Below are 18,179 nucleotides of genomic sequence, written 5' to 3' on the forward strand. Positions count from 1 at the left end.
CTGCTCCGACTCTGGGCCCCCGCCTCCGTTTTTGGCATGATCGGACCAGAAAGGGCGGCCGGAACCCGGTCGCGTTCGACAGCAGGCGCATCATCGGGGGGAGGCGGACCGGATGATCCTCACGGTCACGCTGAACGCCGCACTCGACATCACCTACCGGGTCCCGGAACTCCGTCCGCGCACCGGTCACCGGGTGTCGGAGGTCGCGGAACGGCCGGGCGGCAAGGGCGTCAACGTCGCCCGGGTGCTCGCCGCACTCGGGCACCGGGTCACCGTCGCCGGTTTCGCCGGGGGTCCGACCGGCCGTGTCCTGCGGGACCTGCTGGCGCGCACGGCGGGCCCGGTGGTGGACGCGCTGACGCCGGTGGCGGGCACCACCCGCCGCACCGTCTCGGTGGTCGAACCGGCCGCCGACGACACCACGCTCTTCAACGAGCCGGGCCCCGCGGTGACCGCGGCCGAGTGGGCGGCCTTCCAGGTCGCCTACCGGGACCTGCTGCCCGGCGCGCGGGCGGTCGCCCTCTGCGGCAGTCTGCCGCCGGGCGTCCCGGTGGGGGCGTACGCGCACCTGGTGCGCGAGGCGCGGGCGGCGGGGGTGCCCGTGCTGCTGGACACCTCCGGCGAGCCGCTGCGGCGCGGGATCGCCGCCCGGCCCGACCTGCTGAAGCCCAACGCGGGCGAACTGGCCGAACTGACCGGCTCGCACGACGCCCCGCAGGCGGCACGCGACGCGCGGCGGCGCGGCGCGCGGACCGTGGTGGCCTCCCTGGGCGCCGCGGGGCTGCTGGCCGCCGGACCGGAAGGCCACTGGCGGGCCGTCCCGCCGCGGCCGCTGCGCGGCAATCCGGCGGGGGCCGGGGACTCGGTGGTCGCCGGTCTGCTGTCCGGGCTGGTGGAGGGGCTGCCCTGGCCGGACCGGCTGGCCCGGGCGACCGCCCTCTCGGCGGCCACCGTGGCCGCGCCCGCGGCGGGGGAGTTCGACCGGGCGCTCTACGAGGAACTGCTCGGCCGGGTCGGGGTGGCCGAGGCCGCGCCGACGGGCTGACGGCGCGGGCGGCACGAGCCCCGCGGGCCACGGAGGCCGCGCGGGTGGCGCAGGCCGCGCGGGTGGCGCAGGCCTGGCGGGCCTGGCGGGCCTGGCGGGCCTGGCGGCTGGAGCCTCAGGAGAACTTCGGCTCGTCCGCGACCTGGCCCTTGACCAGGCCGAACTGGGCCAGGTTGGCATTGCAGCCGCTCGGGCAGGACAGGGTGACCGTGTTGGTGCCCTTGTTCAGCTGGACGTAGTTGTAGGTGTACGTCCAGCCCTTGGCCCAGTCGCCCTTCTCGGCCCGCGCGTGGTTCTTCATGTTGAGGTCGGCCGGCGTCCCGTCGTTGACGGTCAGCGTGCCCTTGGTGTCCTCGCCGGGGACGCCGTAGTACGTGAAGAGGGTGTACTGCCCGCCCTCGGGAACACCGTTGACCGTCCAGGTCACCGAGGAACCGGGCGTGGTAAGGCCGCCCACGTAGGTGCCGCCCTCGGAGCCGGCGCCGGGGACGTCGCTCGCGGTGACGGCGCCGCCGGCCAGGCCGGTGGAGAGCGAGGCCGCGTCGATCCTGACCGGGTCGAACTCGGCGTTCTTCTTGTCCTTGCCGTCGTCGGCGGCCTTGGTCGGCTTCTCCATGCTGGAGGCCGTCGGCGACGGGCCGCCGTCCGCGCCGTTCTCGGTGTCGTCGCCACCGGTCATCGCGATGGTGATGCCGACGACCACGGCGGCGACCACGGCCACCGCGCCGATCATCAGGCCCTTGGTGTTGGGACCGCGCCCGCGCCCCCCGCCGCCACCGTGGGAGCGGTGGCCGGGGGCCGCCGGGCCGCCGGGGGCTCCGACGGAACCGAGGGCGGTCGTCTCGGGGGCCTGGTAATGGGGGTTCGGACGGCCGTAGCCCGGGCCGGCGGGCGGCACGGGCTGCTGCGCCGTCTGCTGGCCGCCGTACCGGCGCTCACCGACGGCCCGCACACGGTTGACCGAGTTGGGGTAGCCGTAGCCGCCGCCGGAGGGCGGCTGGGCCCCGTTGGCCTGCCCGTCGGCGTAGAGGTAGCCGAACGGGTCGTCGTCCTCGGGCGTGCTGGCGCCGTTGTTGCCGGACGTCATCCCTTGGTACTCCTCAACAGGTGCGGGGTCAGGTGCGACAGGTGATGTCTTGCGAGCGTACCCGGTGTTTGTAGCCCGAGTGGGTGACACAGATCCCACCGGGAGATGACGGGGCGCTGACCTGCGGCTCAACCGGCGCGTCTGTGAGTTTTCGGACGTGATCGTTTCTGCACGTACATCCGTTCGTCGGCGGATTTCAGCACTTCCTCCGCCGTCATTCCGCAGTGCGCCCAGCCGATGCCGAAGCTGGCTCCGACCCTCATGTCGCGGCCGTCGACCGTGATGGGCTGCACGATCTCGTTGCGCAGCCGCACCGCGAGGTCCTCGGCGTCGCTCCGGCCGAGGCCGTCGGCGAGCACCACGAACTCGTCGCCGCCGAGCCGGGCCACCGTGTCGCCGTCGCGGACGCCCCGGCTGAGGCGGCGGGCCACCTCGATCAGCACCGCGTCGCCTGCGTTGTGGCCGAACCGGTCGTTGATGCCCTTGAAGCCGTCCAGGTCGCAGAAGAGGACCGCCAGCCCCTTGGCCCCGTCGTCCCGCGTCTCCCGCGGGGCGACGGTGTGCACGTGGCGGGGCTCGCGGACGATGCCGTAGGGGTCGACCGGCACCGGGGCGCGGCTGTGGCCCGCGCCCTCGAACGGGTCCGCCTCGTAGGCGGTCAGGCCCGAGCCGCCGTTCTCCTGACCGTGCTCGGACGGCAGGTCGCGGTACACGCCGCTGTCGTAGGCCGCCTCGTAAGGACCCGTCTCGTAGCCGCCCGTCTCGTAGGCGCTCGCCTCGTAGCCGTTCGCGTCGTAACCGCCCGTGCCGTAGCCGCCCGTGCCCCAGATGCCCGCCTCGTGCGCGCCCGCCTCGACGGGCTCGTCGCCGTAGGCGGCGTCGAGCGACTCGACCACCCCGGCCAGCCGGGAGCCGGCGGTGTCCAGGGCGTAGGGCCGGTCGCAGAGCCGGGCGCTCAGCCGGGCCCGCAGCTCCGCGGAGTTCGGCAGGCCGGTCAGCGAGTCGTGCGAGGCGCGGTGGGCGAGCGCCAGCTCACGGCGCTTGCGCTCCTCGATGTCCTCGACGTGGCTGAGCAGGAACCGCGGCCCGTCGGCGGCGTCGGCGACCACCGAGTTGCGCAGCGACACCCACACGAAGCTGCCGTCCCGGCGGGCCAGCCGCAGCTCGGCCCGGCCGCCGTCGGCGTAGGTCCGGCGCAGCGTCTCGGCGTCCTCGGGGTGGACCAGCTGCTCGAAGGACTGCTTGCAGAGCATGGTGGAGGGGCGGCCCAGCAGCCGGCAGAGGGCGTCGTTGGTGCGCAGTATCCGGCCGTGCTGGTCGCCGCAGCCCAGGTCGGCGATGGCCATGCCGGACGGGGCGTACTCGAAGGCCTGCCGGAAGCTCTCCTCGCTGGCCCGCAGCGCCTGCTGGTCGCGCTCCAGGCGGACCAGGGCGCGCTGCATGTTGGAGCGCAGCCGCGCGTTGGCTATGGCGATCGCGGCGTGGAAGGCGTAGGTCTCCAGCGCCTCACGGCCCCAGGCGCCGGGGCGGCGTCCGTTGCGCGGCCGGTCCACCGAGATCACGCCGATCAGCTCGGGCTCCACCCCGCGGTCCAGGGTGCCGGGCGCGTACATCGGCGCGATCAGCTGGTCGTCGGGGTGCCACTCGTCCTCGAAGCGGGGCAGCGGTCCGGCGGTGTGCCAGGTCGGGACGTCGTCCTGGAGCTCCCAGATCTCGGTGTGCGGAATGAAGCGGAGCGTGCCCCAGGCCTCGCCCATCAGCAGCCGCCGGTCCCAGGACTCGCGGGAGCCGGACCGGCCGGTGAGCAGCGCCTCGGCGGCCGTGTTGCCCGCGACGGCGGCGACCACGAGGTCGCCCCGGTCGGGGCGGACCAGGTTGACGCAGGCGAGCTCCCAGCCCAGCCCCTCGACCAGCCCGTCGGCCACGGTCTGCAGGGTGTCGGCCAGACTGCGCGCCGTGTTCATCCGCGCCATCAGCTGATGCAGTTGCCGCAGAGTCGCAAGGCGGACATACGGTTCCGACTCGGTCTCCATGCTCGCCCTCCCCCCGAGACCTCGCAGCGAATCAAGGGTTGTCTTCGGCGTACTCGTGCAGCTTCCACGCCACTGAATCACAGCGCGCTGCCCCACCGGTACGCAGGGTCAGCAAATTTCTCACGCTGTGAGTCAAGTCACATGTATCACGGGAAACGGGGACAACGTGGGGGCAACGATGGCGAACGTCCCGTGATTCCGCGGCGCGCGGGGGCGGTCGGGGCGGGAGGAACGGACGGGACGGGCGGCGCGGGCGGTGCGGCCGGGACGGCCGGAACCGCGCGGACGACGCGGCCCACGGGGCATGGCGGGGAGACACGGGACCGCCGTGCCGACGCGGACGGCGTGGACGGCGTGGACGGCGTGGACGGCGTGGGCCGAGCGGACGACCGCGGCGCTCCGGGGTGGGCTTCCGGGCCGGCCGGCGTGGACAGCTCGGGCGACCCGGACGACGCGGGCGGCGCAGGCCGAGCGGACGGCACAGGCGGCACAGGCCGAGCGGACGGCGCGGCCGGCGCGGGCGACCCGGACGACGCGGGCGGCGCAGGCGCCCCGGACGGCTGCGGTGCTCCGGGGTGGGCTCCCGGGCGGGGACCCGGGTCCGCGGGCGGGGGACCTAGGTCCACGAGCGGGGGCCGGATGCGGCCCGGGGCCGATGCGCGGCAGGCGTGGCGGCGCCTAGCGTCGTTCATGTGGCGACCCTTTCCTCCCTCCGTGCCCCTCACACCTCGTCCGGCCCCTCGGTCCCGGCAGCCTCTGCGGCCCCTGGGACCCCTGCACCCCCTGCACCCCCTGGGACCCCTGCGGCCCATGCCGCTCCGGGGCCGGGGCATGCTGAAGGGGTGAACGACGAAGCTTTCCGCGCGGCCATGTCCCGGCTGGCCTCGGGCGTGGTCCTGGTGACCGCGCACGAGCCGCAGCTCGACCCCGACGGCCCGGCCGGCGAGGACGCGGGGATGACGGCGACGGCCTTCATGTCGGTCTCGCTCGACCCTCCGCTGGCGATGATCAGCGTGCGCACCGGCTCCCGGATGGACGACCTGCTCGCCGAGCAGCCCCTGTGGGCGGTGTCGGTCCTCGCCGAGGACCAGCGGCACATCGCCGGGCGGTTCGCCATGAAGGGGCGGGTCAGCGACCGGCTGCTGTTCGCGGACATCCCGCACACGCACGGCGAGGCCAGCGGGGCGCCGCTGATCGCCGGGGCGCTGGCCTCGGTGGAGTGCCGCACCGAGCAGCGGGTGGAGGCGGGCGACCACACGCTGATCGTCGGGCGCGTCCTGACGGCCACCACGGGGCCGGGCGACGCCGGGCCGCTGCTGCACTTCCGCAGCCGGTACCGCCACCTGAGCTGACCCTCCGGGGCGGTCCCACGACGCGGGCCTGCGGGTGCGGTCCGCGCGCACGCGGTCCGCGCGACGGGGGAGCGCGGACCGCGCGGGGCGTCCCGGCGGACGCGGGGCCGGCGGGCGGCTCGGTCAGTCCCAGGTGCGGGAGCTGCGTCCCCGCTTGGTGTCGGCCCGGCGCTTCTTCTCCTGCAGGCGGCGCTCGTTGATGCCGCGCGGGATGCGGGTGGGCCGCCGGACCTTCGGCGGGGGCGCCACCGCCTCCCCCAGGAGGGCCGTCAGCCGCTCCATCGCCGCCTCGCGGTTGCGCCACTGGGAGCGGTACTCCGAGGCCCGCACCACCAGCACGCCGCCGTCCACCAGCCGCGACCCCAGCCGCTCCAGCGCCCGCGCCTTCCACACCGGCGGCAGCGCCTCGGTGGCCGCCACGTCGAACCGCAGCTCGACCTGGGTGTCGCTGGTGTTGACGTGCTGTCCGCCCGGTCCTCCGGAACGGGAGAAGCGCCAGCTCAGCTCCGCCTCGGGCAGAGGCACGGAGCCGCGGATGAGGAGGGGGCGACCGGACATGCCCCCATGGTCCCCCGCCCGGGGCGCCGCAGTCACCCCGGTTTTCCCGCCGGTCACCGTCCCGCTGTCCGGGTGAACGGTAAAAAAGGTAAAGGCAGGCGGAACCTCTCGGACCTCTCCCGGCGTTGAACGAAGCGACGGTAGGTTCGCCCCCAGTGCGAAGCCCGTCAGTCACACAACGAAGAAGAAAGGGACTCCCACCATGGCTGTAAGCCTGTCCAAGGGCGGCAACGTCTCGCTCACCAAGGAGGCTCCGGGCCTGACCGCCGTCACTGTGGGCCTGGGCTGGGACGTCCGCACCACCACGGGAACGGACTTCGACCTCGACGCCTCCGCCATCGCGGTCACGGCCGCGGGCCGCGTGCACGCGGACGCGTACTTCGTCTTCTTCAACAACAAGGCGACGCCGGACCAGTCCATCGTCCACACCGGCGACAACCGCACGGGTGAGGGCGCCGGCGACGACGAGGCGATCAACGTCAACCTGGCCGGTCTGCCGGCCGAGGTCGACAAGGTCGTCTTCCCGGTCTCCATCTACGACGCGGAGAACCGCTCGCAGAACTTCGGCCAGGTCCGCAACGCGTACATCCGCGTGATCAACCAGGCCGGTGGCGCCGAGATCGCCCGCTACGACCTCTCCGAGGACGCGGCAACCGAGACGGCGATGGTCTTCGGCGAGCTCTACCGGCACGGCGCCGAGTGGAAGTTCCGCGCCGTCGGCCAGGGCTACGCCTCCGGCCTCGCCGGCATCGCCCAGGACTTCGGCGTCAACGTCTGACCCGGATCCGGCCCGTGGCGCCCCGCACCGGTCCCGGTGCGGGGCGCCACTCCGGCCGTCCGGGCGGTTCCCCGCACGGACGCCGCGGCAGCCGTCCCGTGGATTAGCGTGCGGCGCATGATCCTGGAGCCGCTGCCCCTCACCCCGGACCGTGACATCCCCGGCCCACTGCTCACCGAGCTCACCGCCCTGTACGCGTCGAACCGCGACTTCCACGCGCTGAGCGGGGGCGACGAGTTCCCGGACCCGGACGACATCCGGCCCGAGCAGGTGGCCGCGGCCCTCGCCGAGGAGCTCGCCAACCCCGACATCGAGGTGCTCCTGGCCCGCAGTTCGGGCCGCCTCGTCGGTCTGGCCGTGACCCTCGCCCACCACCCCGACCCGGTCGACCCCGACCCGTGGATCGGCCTGCTGATGATCGACGCGTCCGTCCACGGCCGGGGCTACGGGCGCCGCGTCGCCGCCGCGGTGGAGGCCCGTCTCTTCGCCGCGGGCCGCACCGCCGTCCGCCTCGCCGTGCTGGACAGCACGCCCGACTCCCTCGCCTTCTGGACCGCCCTCGGCTACCAGGTGATCGGCCACCGCGTGGACCGCCAGTTCCACCGCCCGTGCTCGGTGCTGCGCAAGCCGCTCCAGGACCCGCGCACCCCGCGCATGCCCCGGGCCGCCGCCCGCGTCGCCGTCGTCGGCCCCGACCCCGACCGGCCGGTGCTCCTGTTCCGTTACGAGAACCCCGACGACGGCGTCTACTGGGCACTCCCCGGCGGCGGGCTGGAGCCCGGCGAGAGCCCGCTGCGGGGCGCCACCCGCGAGGTCCGCGAGGAGACCGGCTGGAGCGACGTCACCCCCGGAGCGCTGCTGTGCGTGTGGGAGCACGACTTCACGTACCACGGCGTCCCGGTCCGCCAGCACGAGCACGTCTTCCTGGCCCGCGCCCCGCGCCGCGACCTCGCCGGCGACGTCGCCGAGGCGCACGGCGCGGACGCGATCCTCTCCTGGCGCTGGTGGGACCTCGAGGAGCTCGCCGCCACCGAGGAAACGATCTGGCCGCCCCGGCTCGCCCCCCTGGTGGCCGCCGCCCTCGCCGCCCGGACCGACCTCGCCCCGCGGGACGGCCTCCCGCCGCAGGACGGTCTCCCGCCGCAGGACGGCCGCCCGGCCGGGGCATGACACCATCGACACGTGCTCGACATCGGCTACGCCCTCTCCAACCGCTTCCCCGACCCGCCGCAGACCGACTACCGGCGCGTGGACGTCCGCGCACTGCGCCACGACCTGTTCTGCGGTGACGTCTACCTCGCCGACACCGAGAAGGACGAGGAGATCTCCACGGCCTGGGGGTGGGTGCCGGTGCTGGACTTCGCCTGGGCGCTCTGCGACATCGCCGAGCACATCGACCGCGACCCGGCCGGCTCCCGCGCCGCCCGGCCGCAGCGGGCCGAGCTGGACTTCACCGAGTCCACCGACCGGCTCTACTTCGAGCGCCGCTTCGGCTGGGTCGAGATCGACGCCGACTGGATGACCACCGACGAGCCGCCGCTGCGGTTCTCGCACGCGGAACTCCGCCGTGAGGCGCGGGACTTCCTGCACGATCTGGTCGCGGACCTGTGCGACCTGCACGAGGAGCTCGCCGACAACCCCGCGATCTGGACCCTCCAGGCCCGCTACCCCCGCCTCCCGTAACCCCCGGCACCGCCCCGCCGTCCGACAGGCCCCGCCCCGCCCCCAGGCACCACGAGGCCCGCACCACCCCAGGCACCGCGAGGCTCACACCGCCCCAGGCACCACGAGGCCCGCACCGCCCGCGCGGCCAGGCGGCACCGCCCTCGCACCGCCCCCGCCCACCCAGGTCGCCCCCAACCGGTCGAGTCGATGCACCGCAAACGGGGACTCGGACCCCGTACGCCCCGTACGGACCCGTACGACCCCGCACCGGCGAACCGCAGGGCCCCGGCGGCGCACCGCAGCGCCGCGGGGCGGCGTCCCGGCAGCGGCCCGGCGGCGCCCCCGCCTCGCCCCGCGGGGGAGGGAGAGAGCCATGCCCCGCACCGTCACCGTCGTCGGCGGCGGCCTCGCCGGACTCACCGCCGCCATCGCCGCCGCCGAACGCGGCGCCGACGTCACCCTGCACGAGGCCCACCACGACCTCGGCGGCCGAGCCCGCACCGCCCCCGCCCCCTACCGCACCAACGAGGGCCCGCACGCCTTCCTGACCCGCAGCCCCCACTGGGCCTGGCTGAACGACCGCGGCCTGGTCGGCCCGGTGCCCCCGCTGCGGCCGGGTGACGTCCGCGGGATCCGGTTCCACCACCACGGCGCCCTGCGCCGCACCCCGCCGCTCGGCCTGCTGCGGCTGCTCCGGTTCGCCCCGGAGAAGGTGCCCGCCGACGTCGACTTCCTCAGCTGGGCGTCGTGGCGGATCGGCGAGGAGACCGCCCGTGCCACCGCGAACCTCACCGCCGTGGTGTGCTTCCACCACGACCCGGGCGCCCTCTCCGCCCGCTTCGTGCAGGAGCGGCTCCTGCGGATCACCGGTTTCCCGCCCGAGGTCCGCTACCCGCGCGGCGGCTGGCAGACCATCGTCGACCGGATGGCCGCCCGCGCCCGCAACCTCGGCGTCCGCGTGGAGACCGGCTCCCGGATCCACTCCCTGACCGACCTCGGGGCCGGGACCCGCACCGGCCCGGTGATCGTCGCCACCTCGCTGGCCGCCGCCCGCGGCATCCTCGACGACCCCTCGCTGACCTGGCCGAGCGGCCGCACCCTCCTGATCGACCTGGCGGTACGCGAGGACCCCCGCGACGCCCTCGCCCTCTCCGACCTGGACGTCCCCGGCTACTTCGAACGCTTCACCGCCCAGGACCCCACCCTCGCGCCCACGGGTGAGCACCTCGTCCAGGCCCAGGTCCCGCTGGCCCCCGGCGCGCCCCGGGACGAAGCCCTCGCCCACGGCGAGGTACTGCTGGACCTCGGCCTGCCCGACTGGCGCGACCGCGCCACCCACCGCCGCGACGCGCTGGCCGACGGCCGCACCGGGGCCGTGGACCCGCCGGGCACCACCTGGCGGGACCGTCCCGCCGTGGACCGCGGCGGCGACGTGCACCTGGCCGGCGACCAGGTCGCCGCGCCGGGCGTGCTGTCCGCGGTGGCCTGCGCCGCCGCGCTCGAGGCGGTGTCGCAGGCGCTCGGCCGGTTCCGCCCGGTCCCCGGCTTCAGGCCGCCGGCGCCCCGGAGCGCGGTTGGCTCCCCAGCGCGGTGAGCGCCTCGTCGGTCAGCCGGAACACCGTCCACCCGTCCTGCGGCCGGGCTCCCAGCGCCCGGTAGAAGCCGATCGCCGGCTCGTTCCAGTCCAGCACCGACCACTCCAGCCGCTGGTAGCCCCGCTCCACGCAGAGCCGCGCCAGCTCGGTGAGCAGCGCCCGCCCGTGCCCGCCGCCCCGCGCGGAGGGCCGGACGTACAGGTCCTCCAGGTGGATGCCGTGCACCCCGCGCCAGGTGGAGAAGTTCAGGAACCACAGCGCGAACCCGGCCGGCTCCCCCGTCGCCTCGTCCACCGCCAGGTGCGCGAACACGGCTGGCCGCTCCCCGAACAGCGCCTCCGCCAACTGCTCCTCGGTGGCCACGGCCTCGTCCGGCGCCTTCTCGTACGCGGCGAGCTCACGGATCATGGCGTGGATGACGGGCACGTCGGAGGGCACGGCGGGTCGAATCATGCGCTCATCCTCACACGGCCGCCTCCTCGTCGAGCCGCAGTCGCAGGCCGCAGACCGCAGGCCACGGGTCGCAGGCCGATCCACGGCCCGGCGTCCCGGCGGCCCGGCGTCCCGGCGGCGTCCGACGGAGGCCGCACCGTGGCGCGCCCAGGCCAACAGGCATGCGCCGAGGCCGGTTTCAGGGGCTCCCAATCGCTGCCCCACTGCCTACAGTTGACAGTCGGGCCACGGCGACGAAGGGGTGACCGAGTGGGCGGCAAGCGCTACGACCGGCTCAAGGAGATCCAAAGCCTCGACCCCGAGCGGGACTTCCTCACCATCTACCGCCTGACCGCCACCTACGAGTTTCCCTGGGACCACACCCGAGCACTGGAACTGGCCCTCTACCGCACCTACGCCGTCCCCTCCATCGGCCGCCTGCTGGCCGAGACGGCGGAGATGACCGAGCGCCCCCAGAAGCGGTACGACGACACCTCGCTCCTGCTGGACGCCGTCGTCGAGCACGGCTTCGAGAGCGAGGCCGGCCGCACCGCCATCCGCCGCATCAACGGCATGCACCGCAGCTACGACATCTCCGACGACGACATGCGGTACGTGCTGTGCACCTTCGTCGTCGTCCCCGCCCGGTGGCTGGACTCCTTCGGCTGGCGCCCCCTCAGCGACCACGAGCGCCGCGCCACCGCCGCCTACTACCGCGCGCTCGGCAAGCACATGGGCATCAAGGAGATCCCGCGCACCTTCGAGGAGTTCGAGCAGTTCCTCAACTCCTACGAGGCCGCCCACTTCGCCTGGGACGCGCGCTCCCGCCAGGTCGCGGACGCCACCCTCGACCTGATGGCCTCCTGGTACCCGCGCCCGCTCGCCCCTCTGCTGCGCGCCGGCACCCTCGCCCTCCTCGACGAGCCGCTGCGCCGCGCCTTCCGCTACCCCCGGCCCCGCCCCGGCGTCCGCGCCCTCGTGCACGGCCTCCTCCGCCTGCGCGCCCGCGCCGTCCGCCTCCTGCCGCCGCGACGCCGCGCGCACCACGCCCGCCACAACCCGGAGATCAGGAGCTACCCGGGCTACCCCACCGGCTACCGCCTCGAGGACCTCGGCACCTTCCCCACCCCCGGCCTCCGCGGCTGCCCCATCCCCCACCAGCACCGCCCCTCCCCGGACCGCACCACCCCCGACCCGGTCGACTGAGCACGGCCGACGTTGCCGCGGGACAGCCCGGACCGTCCCCGGACCGGACTGCCGATGTCGGCGGAAGCACCTAGCATCCGGCCATGAGCATGATCGGCGAGTACTTCCGCATGACCGAGGCCGAGCTGGAACGCGCCATCGGTGATCCCGACTGGGCACTCTCCCACGTCGAGGAGACCGCGGACGCCGACGAGGAGTCCGAGCTGTCACCGGCCGAGGCTCGCCACTTCTCCACGCACCAGACGTGGCACCTGCTGGACTTCCTGCTCCGGCGCTCCGAGTTCCCGGTGAACGTCGTCCACGGCGAAGAGCCCCTCGGTGAGGCCGACGACTGGGGGTACGGCCCTCCGCGCTACCTGCCCCCGGACCGGGTCCGCCTCGGGGCCCGAGCCCTGAGCCGCCTCACCTACGACCAGCTCCTCGACGGCATCGACCCGCAGGAGCTGGTTGCCGCGGAGATCTATCCCCTGGGGTGGGACGACAGGGCCTCCCTCGAGTGGGGCAGGGACTGGTTCGCCGACCTGCAGAAGTACCTCACCGCAGCGGCTGAGGCCGGCCACGCGGTCATCATCTGGCTCGACTGACCGGACACCCGGCCGCACCGGGCGGCCGCTCACACCGCGGAACGCACCTCCGGCCCGACCGGTGCCGACAGGTCCACGCCGTGCGGTCCCGACGTCCGGAGAGGGAGGAGGCCAACGCGACCATCCACCTTGCCCTCACACAGATCCACCGGGGCGATGTCGAGCAGGCGGTCGCCACCAGCGGCGATCCCTGGCCGGAAGCGGCGAGCTCTGGGCGACTTCCAGGGCGACCTGTTCACCCCGGCCCCGTCCGCTCGCGTTACGCTCACGCAAGCGGCTCGGGACGAGAGGTCCGGAGCCGTCGAGAGCGGCTGATCCGGGAAACGCTCTTGGATGCTGGCCGCTCACCTGCGTTTGCTAGGCGGCCGTCCAACCGAATCGCCCTTCCAGGCCGTCCGGGCTCAGGTATACGTACCCGGCGTTGTCTCCGAAATTGAGGAAGTACGGCCCGCTGTCGCCGGTGCAGTGCAAGGAAAAGAGGAACCGCCACGGCGCCTCGACAGGGGCCCAATCGGGGTACTTCGCTTTTCCACCGATGTAGTCGTACACATCGAAGACTCCGTCCTCCTCCAGCTCGCGCTCCTGGTCCTCCGAGACCGGCCGCATCTCGACGCGGAGCTCCATCGGTACCTGCTCCTCCTCGGCGTCGAATGCGAAGAGTGAGCGCCCTTTGGTACCACTCGGCCCGACCGTGGCGAGGCCGGGTATCCGCCCGCCGGGCTGGATGATCACCACGGACTCACCGTCTTCGGGATGCATGCCACCGGTCTCATAGTCCTCGTACGACAGGAACAGGTACGCCATCCGGAACTCGTCGCCGGGCCTGACGGGAACCGGAACCTGCCCGATGAAGTAGAGCGGCTCACCCGTGCGGGGGTGCAGGGGCCAGCAGGGCTGCTCCAGCCACACAGGACCGCCACCCAGCTTGGCGACAGGTTCGGTGATGGCCTCGTCGACCGGGTACATGCACATCTCCACGCGAGGTAGATACCCCGCGTCATAAGGGCCGGAGGCCCCCTCAACCGGCTGCGGAAACATGCCCAGACTGTAAATGCCGGCACTGACGATGTCGGCTGGCGCCCCTTCCCTCGAGGCTTGCCCGGGGAGCCGCAGCCCTTCGCTCCTACAGCTACCGGAAGGCAGACCCCCGGGCTGTCTCCATTAGGCATAGTCAGCCGGTGTGAACGGCTTCGGACGGCTCGGAGACAGCCCAGGCGGCCTTCTGATCCGTAGCTCTATGCGAGACGGTCAGCGCCAGCTATTACAGCGGCGCTTCAGCTTTCGAAAGCCGAGGGACACCGCCACCGGCCGCCACGGTTGCCGTACTTAGCTGCGGTACAGAGTCCGGCGAAGAGGGCCGCTACGGGGGCTGCATCGACGTAGATACCGACCGCATCCTTGGCCTCCGGCCACAACCACATTACGAGGATGACGATCACAAGCACCCACGGACAACGATGACGGTTTGACAGATGGTGCGGTTGAGGGGTCAAACTCAACGTAGACCTCCGGGTCGTGCCCGTCCCCGCTGCTGCTTTCCTCCAAGTCCGCTGCAGTGGGGCGGGCTTCCAACTTGGTGAGGTCATCGTGCCCGGCGAGACAGGTGAGTGGTAACCGATGGGGGCTGCAACCGGACCCCTCGTCACTGCCTGGCAGTGATAGGTAACGCAATGCATAGCAATGCGTTACCAGACAGTGCCATATCCCCTGCTCAGCGGTCGGATTCAGCGCAAGAGGCCCGCATATGCGCAGCTACGGCGCAGGGTTTGGTTCCTGACAACCGGCCCCAGATGCGCTCCAAAGGTTGGCTGAAAGCATGCGCCGAGCTTGGTCCCGTACCTGTACCCCAACCATCCCAGCTCCCCTTCCCCGCGCCCGCCGCCTTCGGCCGGCACCCGCCCGCGGCGCCCCCGCCATCTCGGGGCCCGAGCGCCCCGCCGAAGGCATGTCCTTCACCGCGGCCCCGGTCGTACGGTGGCCTCGCACCGTTACGGCCTGCCAGGAACGCTCGTGTGCGCCCCGTCCTGCATCGTTGATGTCAGCCGTGGATGTGATGTCAGGAACCTTTTATCGCGGGTGCGCGCGGCAGAGCCGAACCCGTAGCGTGCCCGCATGCCAGAACCTCAGCACATCGTGCACATCACCGAGCGTTCCCTCTGGGAGACGGCCTGCCAGTCCGGCACCTACGAGATGTCCACCCGCGGCCGCACGCTCCAACAAGAGGGTTTCATCCACTTCTCCACCCGCGACCAACTCCCGCGCATCGCCGCCTTCCTCTACGGCGACTACGAGGGCCCCGACGAGCTGGTGGTGCTGGTCGTAGACCCGAGCCAGCTCGACGTCCCGCTGAGATACGAGGCCATGCCACCGAACGGGGAGGAGTTCCCGCACGTGTACGGGGCAGTGCCGGTCGCGGCCGTGGTGGGTGTCGAGCCCTGGGAGTGAGCCCTCGAGCGCCAGTCCTGCACCGTGCGGTGCAACTCGACGACCGGTTCGCCCGGCGGCGGCTTCAGCTGCTTCACCTCGTCGGCCGTTGGGACGCGGGCGAAGAGCTGTTCCTTCATGTGGTCGATCTCGTAGCCGGCGTCGTAGAGCACCCGGAACCCGCCGCCTCGTGCCGCCGGTCCTGGTGTGCGCTCGACCAGGCCGATCCCCTCGACGTGGATGTCGAAGGCCCCGGACCGTGATCGGTCCGGGGCCTTCGCCTCGTCCTGCCTGGAGCCCCCTGTCGGGTTCGAACCGACGACCCCCGCTTTACAAGTTCGATCTGCCCCCGCCGTGGTTGCGACCCACGTCATGTACCGGTGTCCTGCGCGGCTGCCGATGGTCACCGTCCTCCGTGCTCGTTGATGTCAGCGTTGGATGTCACCGGAACAGTCCAGGAACCGGGCAGACCTCCGGTGGTTCGTCCGGCCGGTCTGCCCAGCTCCACCAGACATGCCGATCGGTACATCTCCAAAGTGACCGGCAGGTCCGCTGGCCGTCGTCCTCCCGCTCGGAGAGCACCAGGCCGCCGAACTTCATAGGTTCACTGCACTCGGGACAGGCCGGGGCATCGCTGGTCATGCGGGGCACCCTAACGGAGCGACCTCTTTGTCCCGAAGCAACTTGGGTGCGAGCCCTTCCTCGGGCTGCTGTGTCCCTCACCTGTGCTGATAGTCCACAGACGTTCGCGCTCGTCCGCCGCTGTTCGTTGGCGTTGTCACGCAGTTAGACACTCACCCTGCGGGTGTCATGGACCGCTGGTTGCACCAGAAATCTGGCGCGCCAACTCCTCGACGACCTGGGGGACGACATGTTCGGCGCCGGCGTCTTGCAGCGCGTCGACGAGCGCCTGATGCACCGCGACGAACGGCTGGCCCGCGTGCGAAGCGCGAGTACGGTCCACCGCTCGCTCCATCTTCGCGAGATGGGCAGCCACGAACGGTATTGCCTTCTCGTACTCGCTGGGGTCCACGGCCATGGATACAGCCGATCAGCACCGACTGCTCACGTCAAGCCCCTCGATGCGAACTACGGGCGGTACGGTCGCTGAGGCTTGCTGGGCTGACCAGCAGGCCGCGTACTTGCATTGATGGTCGGCTGCGGTCGTACCGGTTGCTGTACTCCGCTGCTGTACAGCAACCGGTACGTGAGTGTGGACAGCACGCACACACGCAGAAGAGATCCGGAAATCGGACGACGTGCGCTTGCGCCTGCCCCATAATCCAGCAAGGACGACAGGGGAGGGTGGCACGTGGGGACGTACTATGCACCACTCGCAGGACTAATTCCTCAGAATTTTAGCGATCCCATCCAGTGCGGAAAGTACGGCATCATTCCCCGGAAGTGGGATGTCAGTATTTTCGATTGGGCAGAACTGGGGAGCAAGCATAAAATGCAGTTCCCCTTCACGGCTGGCGACATCCGCCTCAAGCACTGCAATCTAGAAATCTCGCTCGCCGCGGAATCCGTTGACGATGCGCGGCGCATGCTCTTCCCGCTCCACGTGATGATGTACGCCCAAGGCGTGCATCCTTTCTCCGTTCAGTTCATGTCGAGTCATTCAATAAATGAATACGCTGGCATTAACTCTCGCAAGTCGAGCTACACAATAGACTCTCTCCCGGAGGGGTTGCGGACCGGAATTAGTAGTGCGACTGCGTGCGTAGAAATGTGGGAAGCTCCTTACACTTCTGGCTCCGTGTCACGCAGGGAGGGCCTCGCACGGGCGCTGACTCCGAGCGCGTTCATGCAGGCAGTGGAAGACGTGGAGCGATGGACTGCCCTCCGGGGTCAGTACCCTGTCTGCTCCTTTATTGAACGCGTCCTGACGTCGAGCCCCGTCGTGCCTGACGCCGGGCAGTCACTTCTCCACATCTGGACTGGCCTTGAAGCGCTATTCCCCAAAGTTCAGTCAGAGGTCAGCTTTCGACTCGCCCTTTACCTTGCCCAGATGCAGGCCCCTTTGGGGGATCGGCAGGAATTCTTCCAGCGCGCAAAGCGGTCGTATGGCGATCGATCGAAGGTGGCTCACGGAGGAATCATTAAAGCAAAAAACAATCAGGACCCCTGGATGGAGGCGTGGACCATTCTCACGCATACGGTGCGCGCCATCCTTCATCGCCGCTCGATCCCCAAAGAAGAGGAGTTGATCCAAGAGCTACTTGTGGCGGCAGATGCACGTAGTTAAACCAGCGGTCTGCGGCGATTCCCGCTTCGCCCACTACTCACCCCAGCTCCCATCCCGTCTGCCGTCGACCCACACTCCGTGGAGCAGGCGCGGTGCCGGGCGTCCAGGTGGAGCGCGCCACTGTACGAACGACCTGGACGCCCGGTGCCGTGTCTGCTCGGCTCTGCCTGGGTCGACGGCAGGCGGGATGGGAGCTCCCCGCGCCCGCCATCTTCGGCCGGCACTCGCCCGCGGCGCCCCCGCCATCCTGGAGCCTGAGCGCCCCCGCCGGAGGCATGTCCTTCACCGCGGCCCCAGTGATGCGGTACTCGCCTTGCAGCCCCGGCCCCATCCCGTCGTGGGCGCGCGTCGGCGTAGCGTGCGCGGAGCGGGCCGAAGGCAGGAGCGCAGCGCGACGCGGAGCCGGGAGCGCGCCCGGCGGAGCGGAGCGCAGCCGGGCTTGATGAGGTAGAGAAATTCGTAACAACGGGCTACGCGTCTGCTCGGGTCAATGCCCGGTGCTGGTCAGCTCGTTGTCGTGTCGGTGGCAAGGAGCCGACTGGTGAAGCCGTTGCGACACAGTCGCTGGTACGCGTCCATGACGTCGTCCGGGACGGGCTGGCGGATCATGAACCCCTGCTCGGGGTAGACCACCAGCCGCTGCAGCGCCCCCACCAGCATGTCGATCACGAGTCGCTCGTCCCCGATGGAGTCGCTGTACTCCTCGTACGTCATCGGCGTGGACGCGCTGACGATCTCGACTTCGGGCCACAGCTTGCGGGCGGTGGCGTAGGCACGCCGCTCCTCGTACGGCTTGCTGATCAGCAGCACCGACGACACCGGCACGCCGGCCTCGGCCAGCAGCTCCCTGGAGAAGCTGACGTTCTCACCGGTGTTGCGCGCCCGGGGCTCGACGAGGATCGCCGTCTCGGGCACGCCCAGCTCGAGTGCGCGCTCCCGATAATGGACGGCTTCTCCTCGCGGCATGCGCTCTCGCGTCGTGGGGCTCGTGGCGCCGGTGAACAGGAGCAGGGGGGCCAGTCCTCGCCGGTACAGCTCGACGGCGGTGTCGGCCACGCCGAGATCGTGGCTTCCGAGGCCGATGGCGACCGAGCAGGGCCGGGCATGGTGGCGCATCTGGTGGTACTCCCACAAGCGCTTGGCGTCTGCCCGGTCCTGCTCTGAGATCACGT

At 71.6% G+C, this 18,179-nt stretch carries 17 protein-coding genes and 1 pseudogene; 10 read left to right on the top strand and 8 right to left on the bottom strand.

From position 1 onward, the window contains the following. Positions 1-112 precede the first annotated feature (112 nt). Positions 113-1,045, top strand: a complete 933-nt coding sequence (locus tag ABZ836_RS17550; protein WP_361143075.1) for a 1-phosphofructokinase family hexose kinase — start codon at positions 113-115, stop codon at positions 1,043-1,045. 115 nt (positions 1,046-1,160) lie between these two features. On the opposite strand, the gene ABZ836_RS17555 is transcribed toward ABZ836_RS17550, so the two are convergent. Both ABZ836_RS17555 and cdgB read right to left on the bottom strand, forming a co-directional pair. After that, complete coding sequence (locus ABZ836_RS17555; RefSeq protein WP_361143078.1) at positions 1,161-2,132, bottom strand: carbohydrate-binding protein; 972 nt, start codon at positions 2,130-2,132, stop codon at positions 1,161-1,163. 128 nt (positions 2,133-2,260) lie between these two features. Beyond that, entirely contained in the window at positions 2,261-4,165 is a 1,905-nt protein-coding gene (gene cdgB, locus ABZ836_RS17560) for a diguanylate cyclase CdgB (RefSeq protein WP_356130079.1), read from the bottom strand. Between the two features lie 869 nt (positions 4,166-5,034). On the opposite strand from cdgB, the gene ABZ836_RS17565 reads away from it, so the two are divergent. Further along, positions 5,035-5,517: a flavin reductase family protein gene (locus tag ABZ836_RS17565; protein WP_361143277.1), complete on the top strand. Its 483-nt coding sequence runs from the start codon at positions 5,035-5,037 to the stop codon at positions 5,515-5,517. 123 nt (positions 5,518-5,640) lie between these two features. Here ABZ836_RS17565 and arfB read toward each other — a convergent pair whose 3' ends face one another. Further along, complete coding sequence (gene arfB, locus ABZ836_RS17570; RefSeq protein WP_356130081.1) at positions 5,641-6,075, bottom strand: alternative ribosome rescue aminoacyl-tRNA hydrolase ArfB; 435 nt, start codon at positions 6,073-6,075, stop codon at positions 5,641-5,643. Positions 6,076-6,277: 202 nt separating this feature from the next. Here arfB and ABZ836_RS17575 point away from each other — a divergent pair, with 202 nt between their 5' ends. From ABZ836_RS17575 to ABZ836_RS17590, 4 genes are all read left to right on the top strand, one after another. After that, on the top strand, positions 6,278-6,853 hold the full coding sequence (locus ABZ836_RS17575) for a TerD family protein (RefSeq protein WP_356130083.1): 576 nt from the start codon (positions 6,278-6,280) through the stop codon (positions 6,851-6,853). Between the two features lie 117 nt (positions 6,854-6,970). Next, the gene (locus tag ABZ836_RS17580) at positions 6,971-8,023 is read left to right on the top strand and encodes a bifunctional GNAT family N-acetyltransferase/NUDIX hydrolase (protein WP_361143082.1); all 1,053 of its coding nucleotides are present in this window, start codon (positions 6,971-6,973) and stop codon (positions 8,021-8,023) included. A 12-nt stretch (positions 8,024-8,035) separates the two neighbouring features. Next, positions 8,036-8,536, top strand: coding sequence for a hypothetical protein (locus tag ABZ836_RS17585; RefSeq protein WP_356130086.1), 501 nt, complete (start codon positions 8,036-8,038; stop codon positions 8,534-8,536). Between the two features lie 355 nt (positions 8,537-8,891). Continuing rightward, complete coding sequence (locus tag ABZ836_RS17590) at positions 8,892-10,112, top strand: FAD-dependent oxidoreductase (RefSeq protein WP_361143085.1); 1,221 nt, start codon at positions 8,892-8,894, stop codon at positions 10,110-10,112. Here ABZ836_RS17590 and ABZ836_RS17595 read toward each other — a convergent pair. Further along, on the bottom strand, positions 10,066-10,566 hold the full coding sequence (locus ABZ836_RS17595) for a GNAT family N-acetyltransferase (RefSeq protein WP_361143088.1): 501 nt from the start codon (positions 10,564-10,566) through the stop codon (positions 10,066-10,068). The two genes, ABZ836_RS17590 and ABZ836_RS17595, sit on opposite strands and share 47 nt — an antisense overlap. A gap of 249 nt (positions 10,567-10,815) precedes the next feature. Here ABZ836_RS17595 and ABZ836_RS17600 point away from each other — a divergent pair, with 249 nt between their 5' ends. Continuing rightward, positions 10,816-11,751, top strand: a complete 936-nt coding sequence (locus tag ABZ836_RS17600) for an oxygenase MpaB family protein (protein WP_361143091.1) — start codon at positions 10,816-10,818, stop codon at positions 11,749-11,751. 83 nt (positions 11,752-11,834) lie between these two features. Further along, positions 11,835-12,335, top strand: a complete 501-nt coding sequence (locus ABZ836_RS17605; RefSeq protein ID WP_361143094.1) for a YfbM family protein — start codon at positions 11,835-11,837, stop codon at positions 12,333-12,335. Between the two features lie 357 nt (positions 12,336-12,692). Here the strand turns inward: ABZ836_RS17605 and ABZ836_RS17610 are convergent, their stop codons facing one another. Then, entirely contained in the window at positions 12,693-13,373 is a 681-nt protein-coding gene (locus ABZ836_RS17610) for a hypothetical protein (RefSeq protein WP_361143097.1), read from the bottom strand. 1,074 nt (positions 13,374-14,447) lie between these two features. Here ABZ836_RS17610 and ABZ836_RS17615 point away from each other — a divergent pair. Next, a complete protein-coding gene (locus ABZ836_RS17615; protein WP_361143100.1) occupies positions 14,448-14,780 on the top strand; it encodes a DUF952 domain-containing protein in 333 nt (110 codons plus the stop codon). Positions 14,781-14,803: 23 nt separating this feature from the next. Here the strand turns inward: ABZ836_RS17615 and ABZ836_RS17620 are convergent. Then, positions 14,804-14,998: pseudogene (locus ABZ836_RS17620) on the bottom strand (GntR family transcriptional regulator); the annotation flags it as partial. Positions 14,999-15,567: 569 nt separating this feature from the next. Continuing rightward, entirely contained in the window at positions 15,568-15,798 is a 231-nt protein-coding gene (locus tag ABZ836_RS17625) for a hypothetical protein (protein ID WP_361143103.1), read from the bottom strand. A 273-nt stretch (positions 15,799-16,071) separates the two neighbouring features. Between ABZ836_RS17625 and ABZ836_RS17630 the strand changes: the two genes are divergently transcribed. Next, a complete protein-coding gene (locus ABZ836_RS17630) occupies positions 16,072-17,007 on the top strand; it encodes a hypothetical protein (protein ID WP_361143106.1) in 936 nt (311 codons plus the stop codon). 504 nt (positions 17,008-17,511) lie between these two features. On the opposite strand, the gene ABZ836_RS17635 is transcribed toward ABZ836_RS17630, so the two are convergent. Beyond that, positions 17,512-18,177, bottom strand: a complete 666-nt coding sequence (locus ABZ836_RS17635) for a YdcF family protein (RefSeq protein WP_361143109.1) — start codon at positions 18,175-18,177, stop codon at positions 17,512-17,514. Positions 18,178-18,179: the final 2 nt, after the last annotated feature.

Source organism: Streptomyces sp. NPDC047130 (assembly GCF_040643475.1).
Lineage (GTDB): Bacteria > Actinomycetota > Actinomycetes > Streptomycetales > Streptomycetaceae > Streptomyces.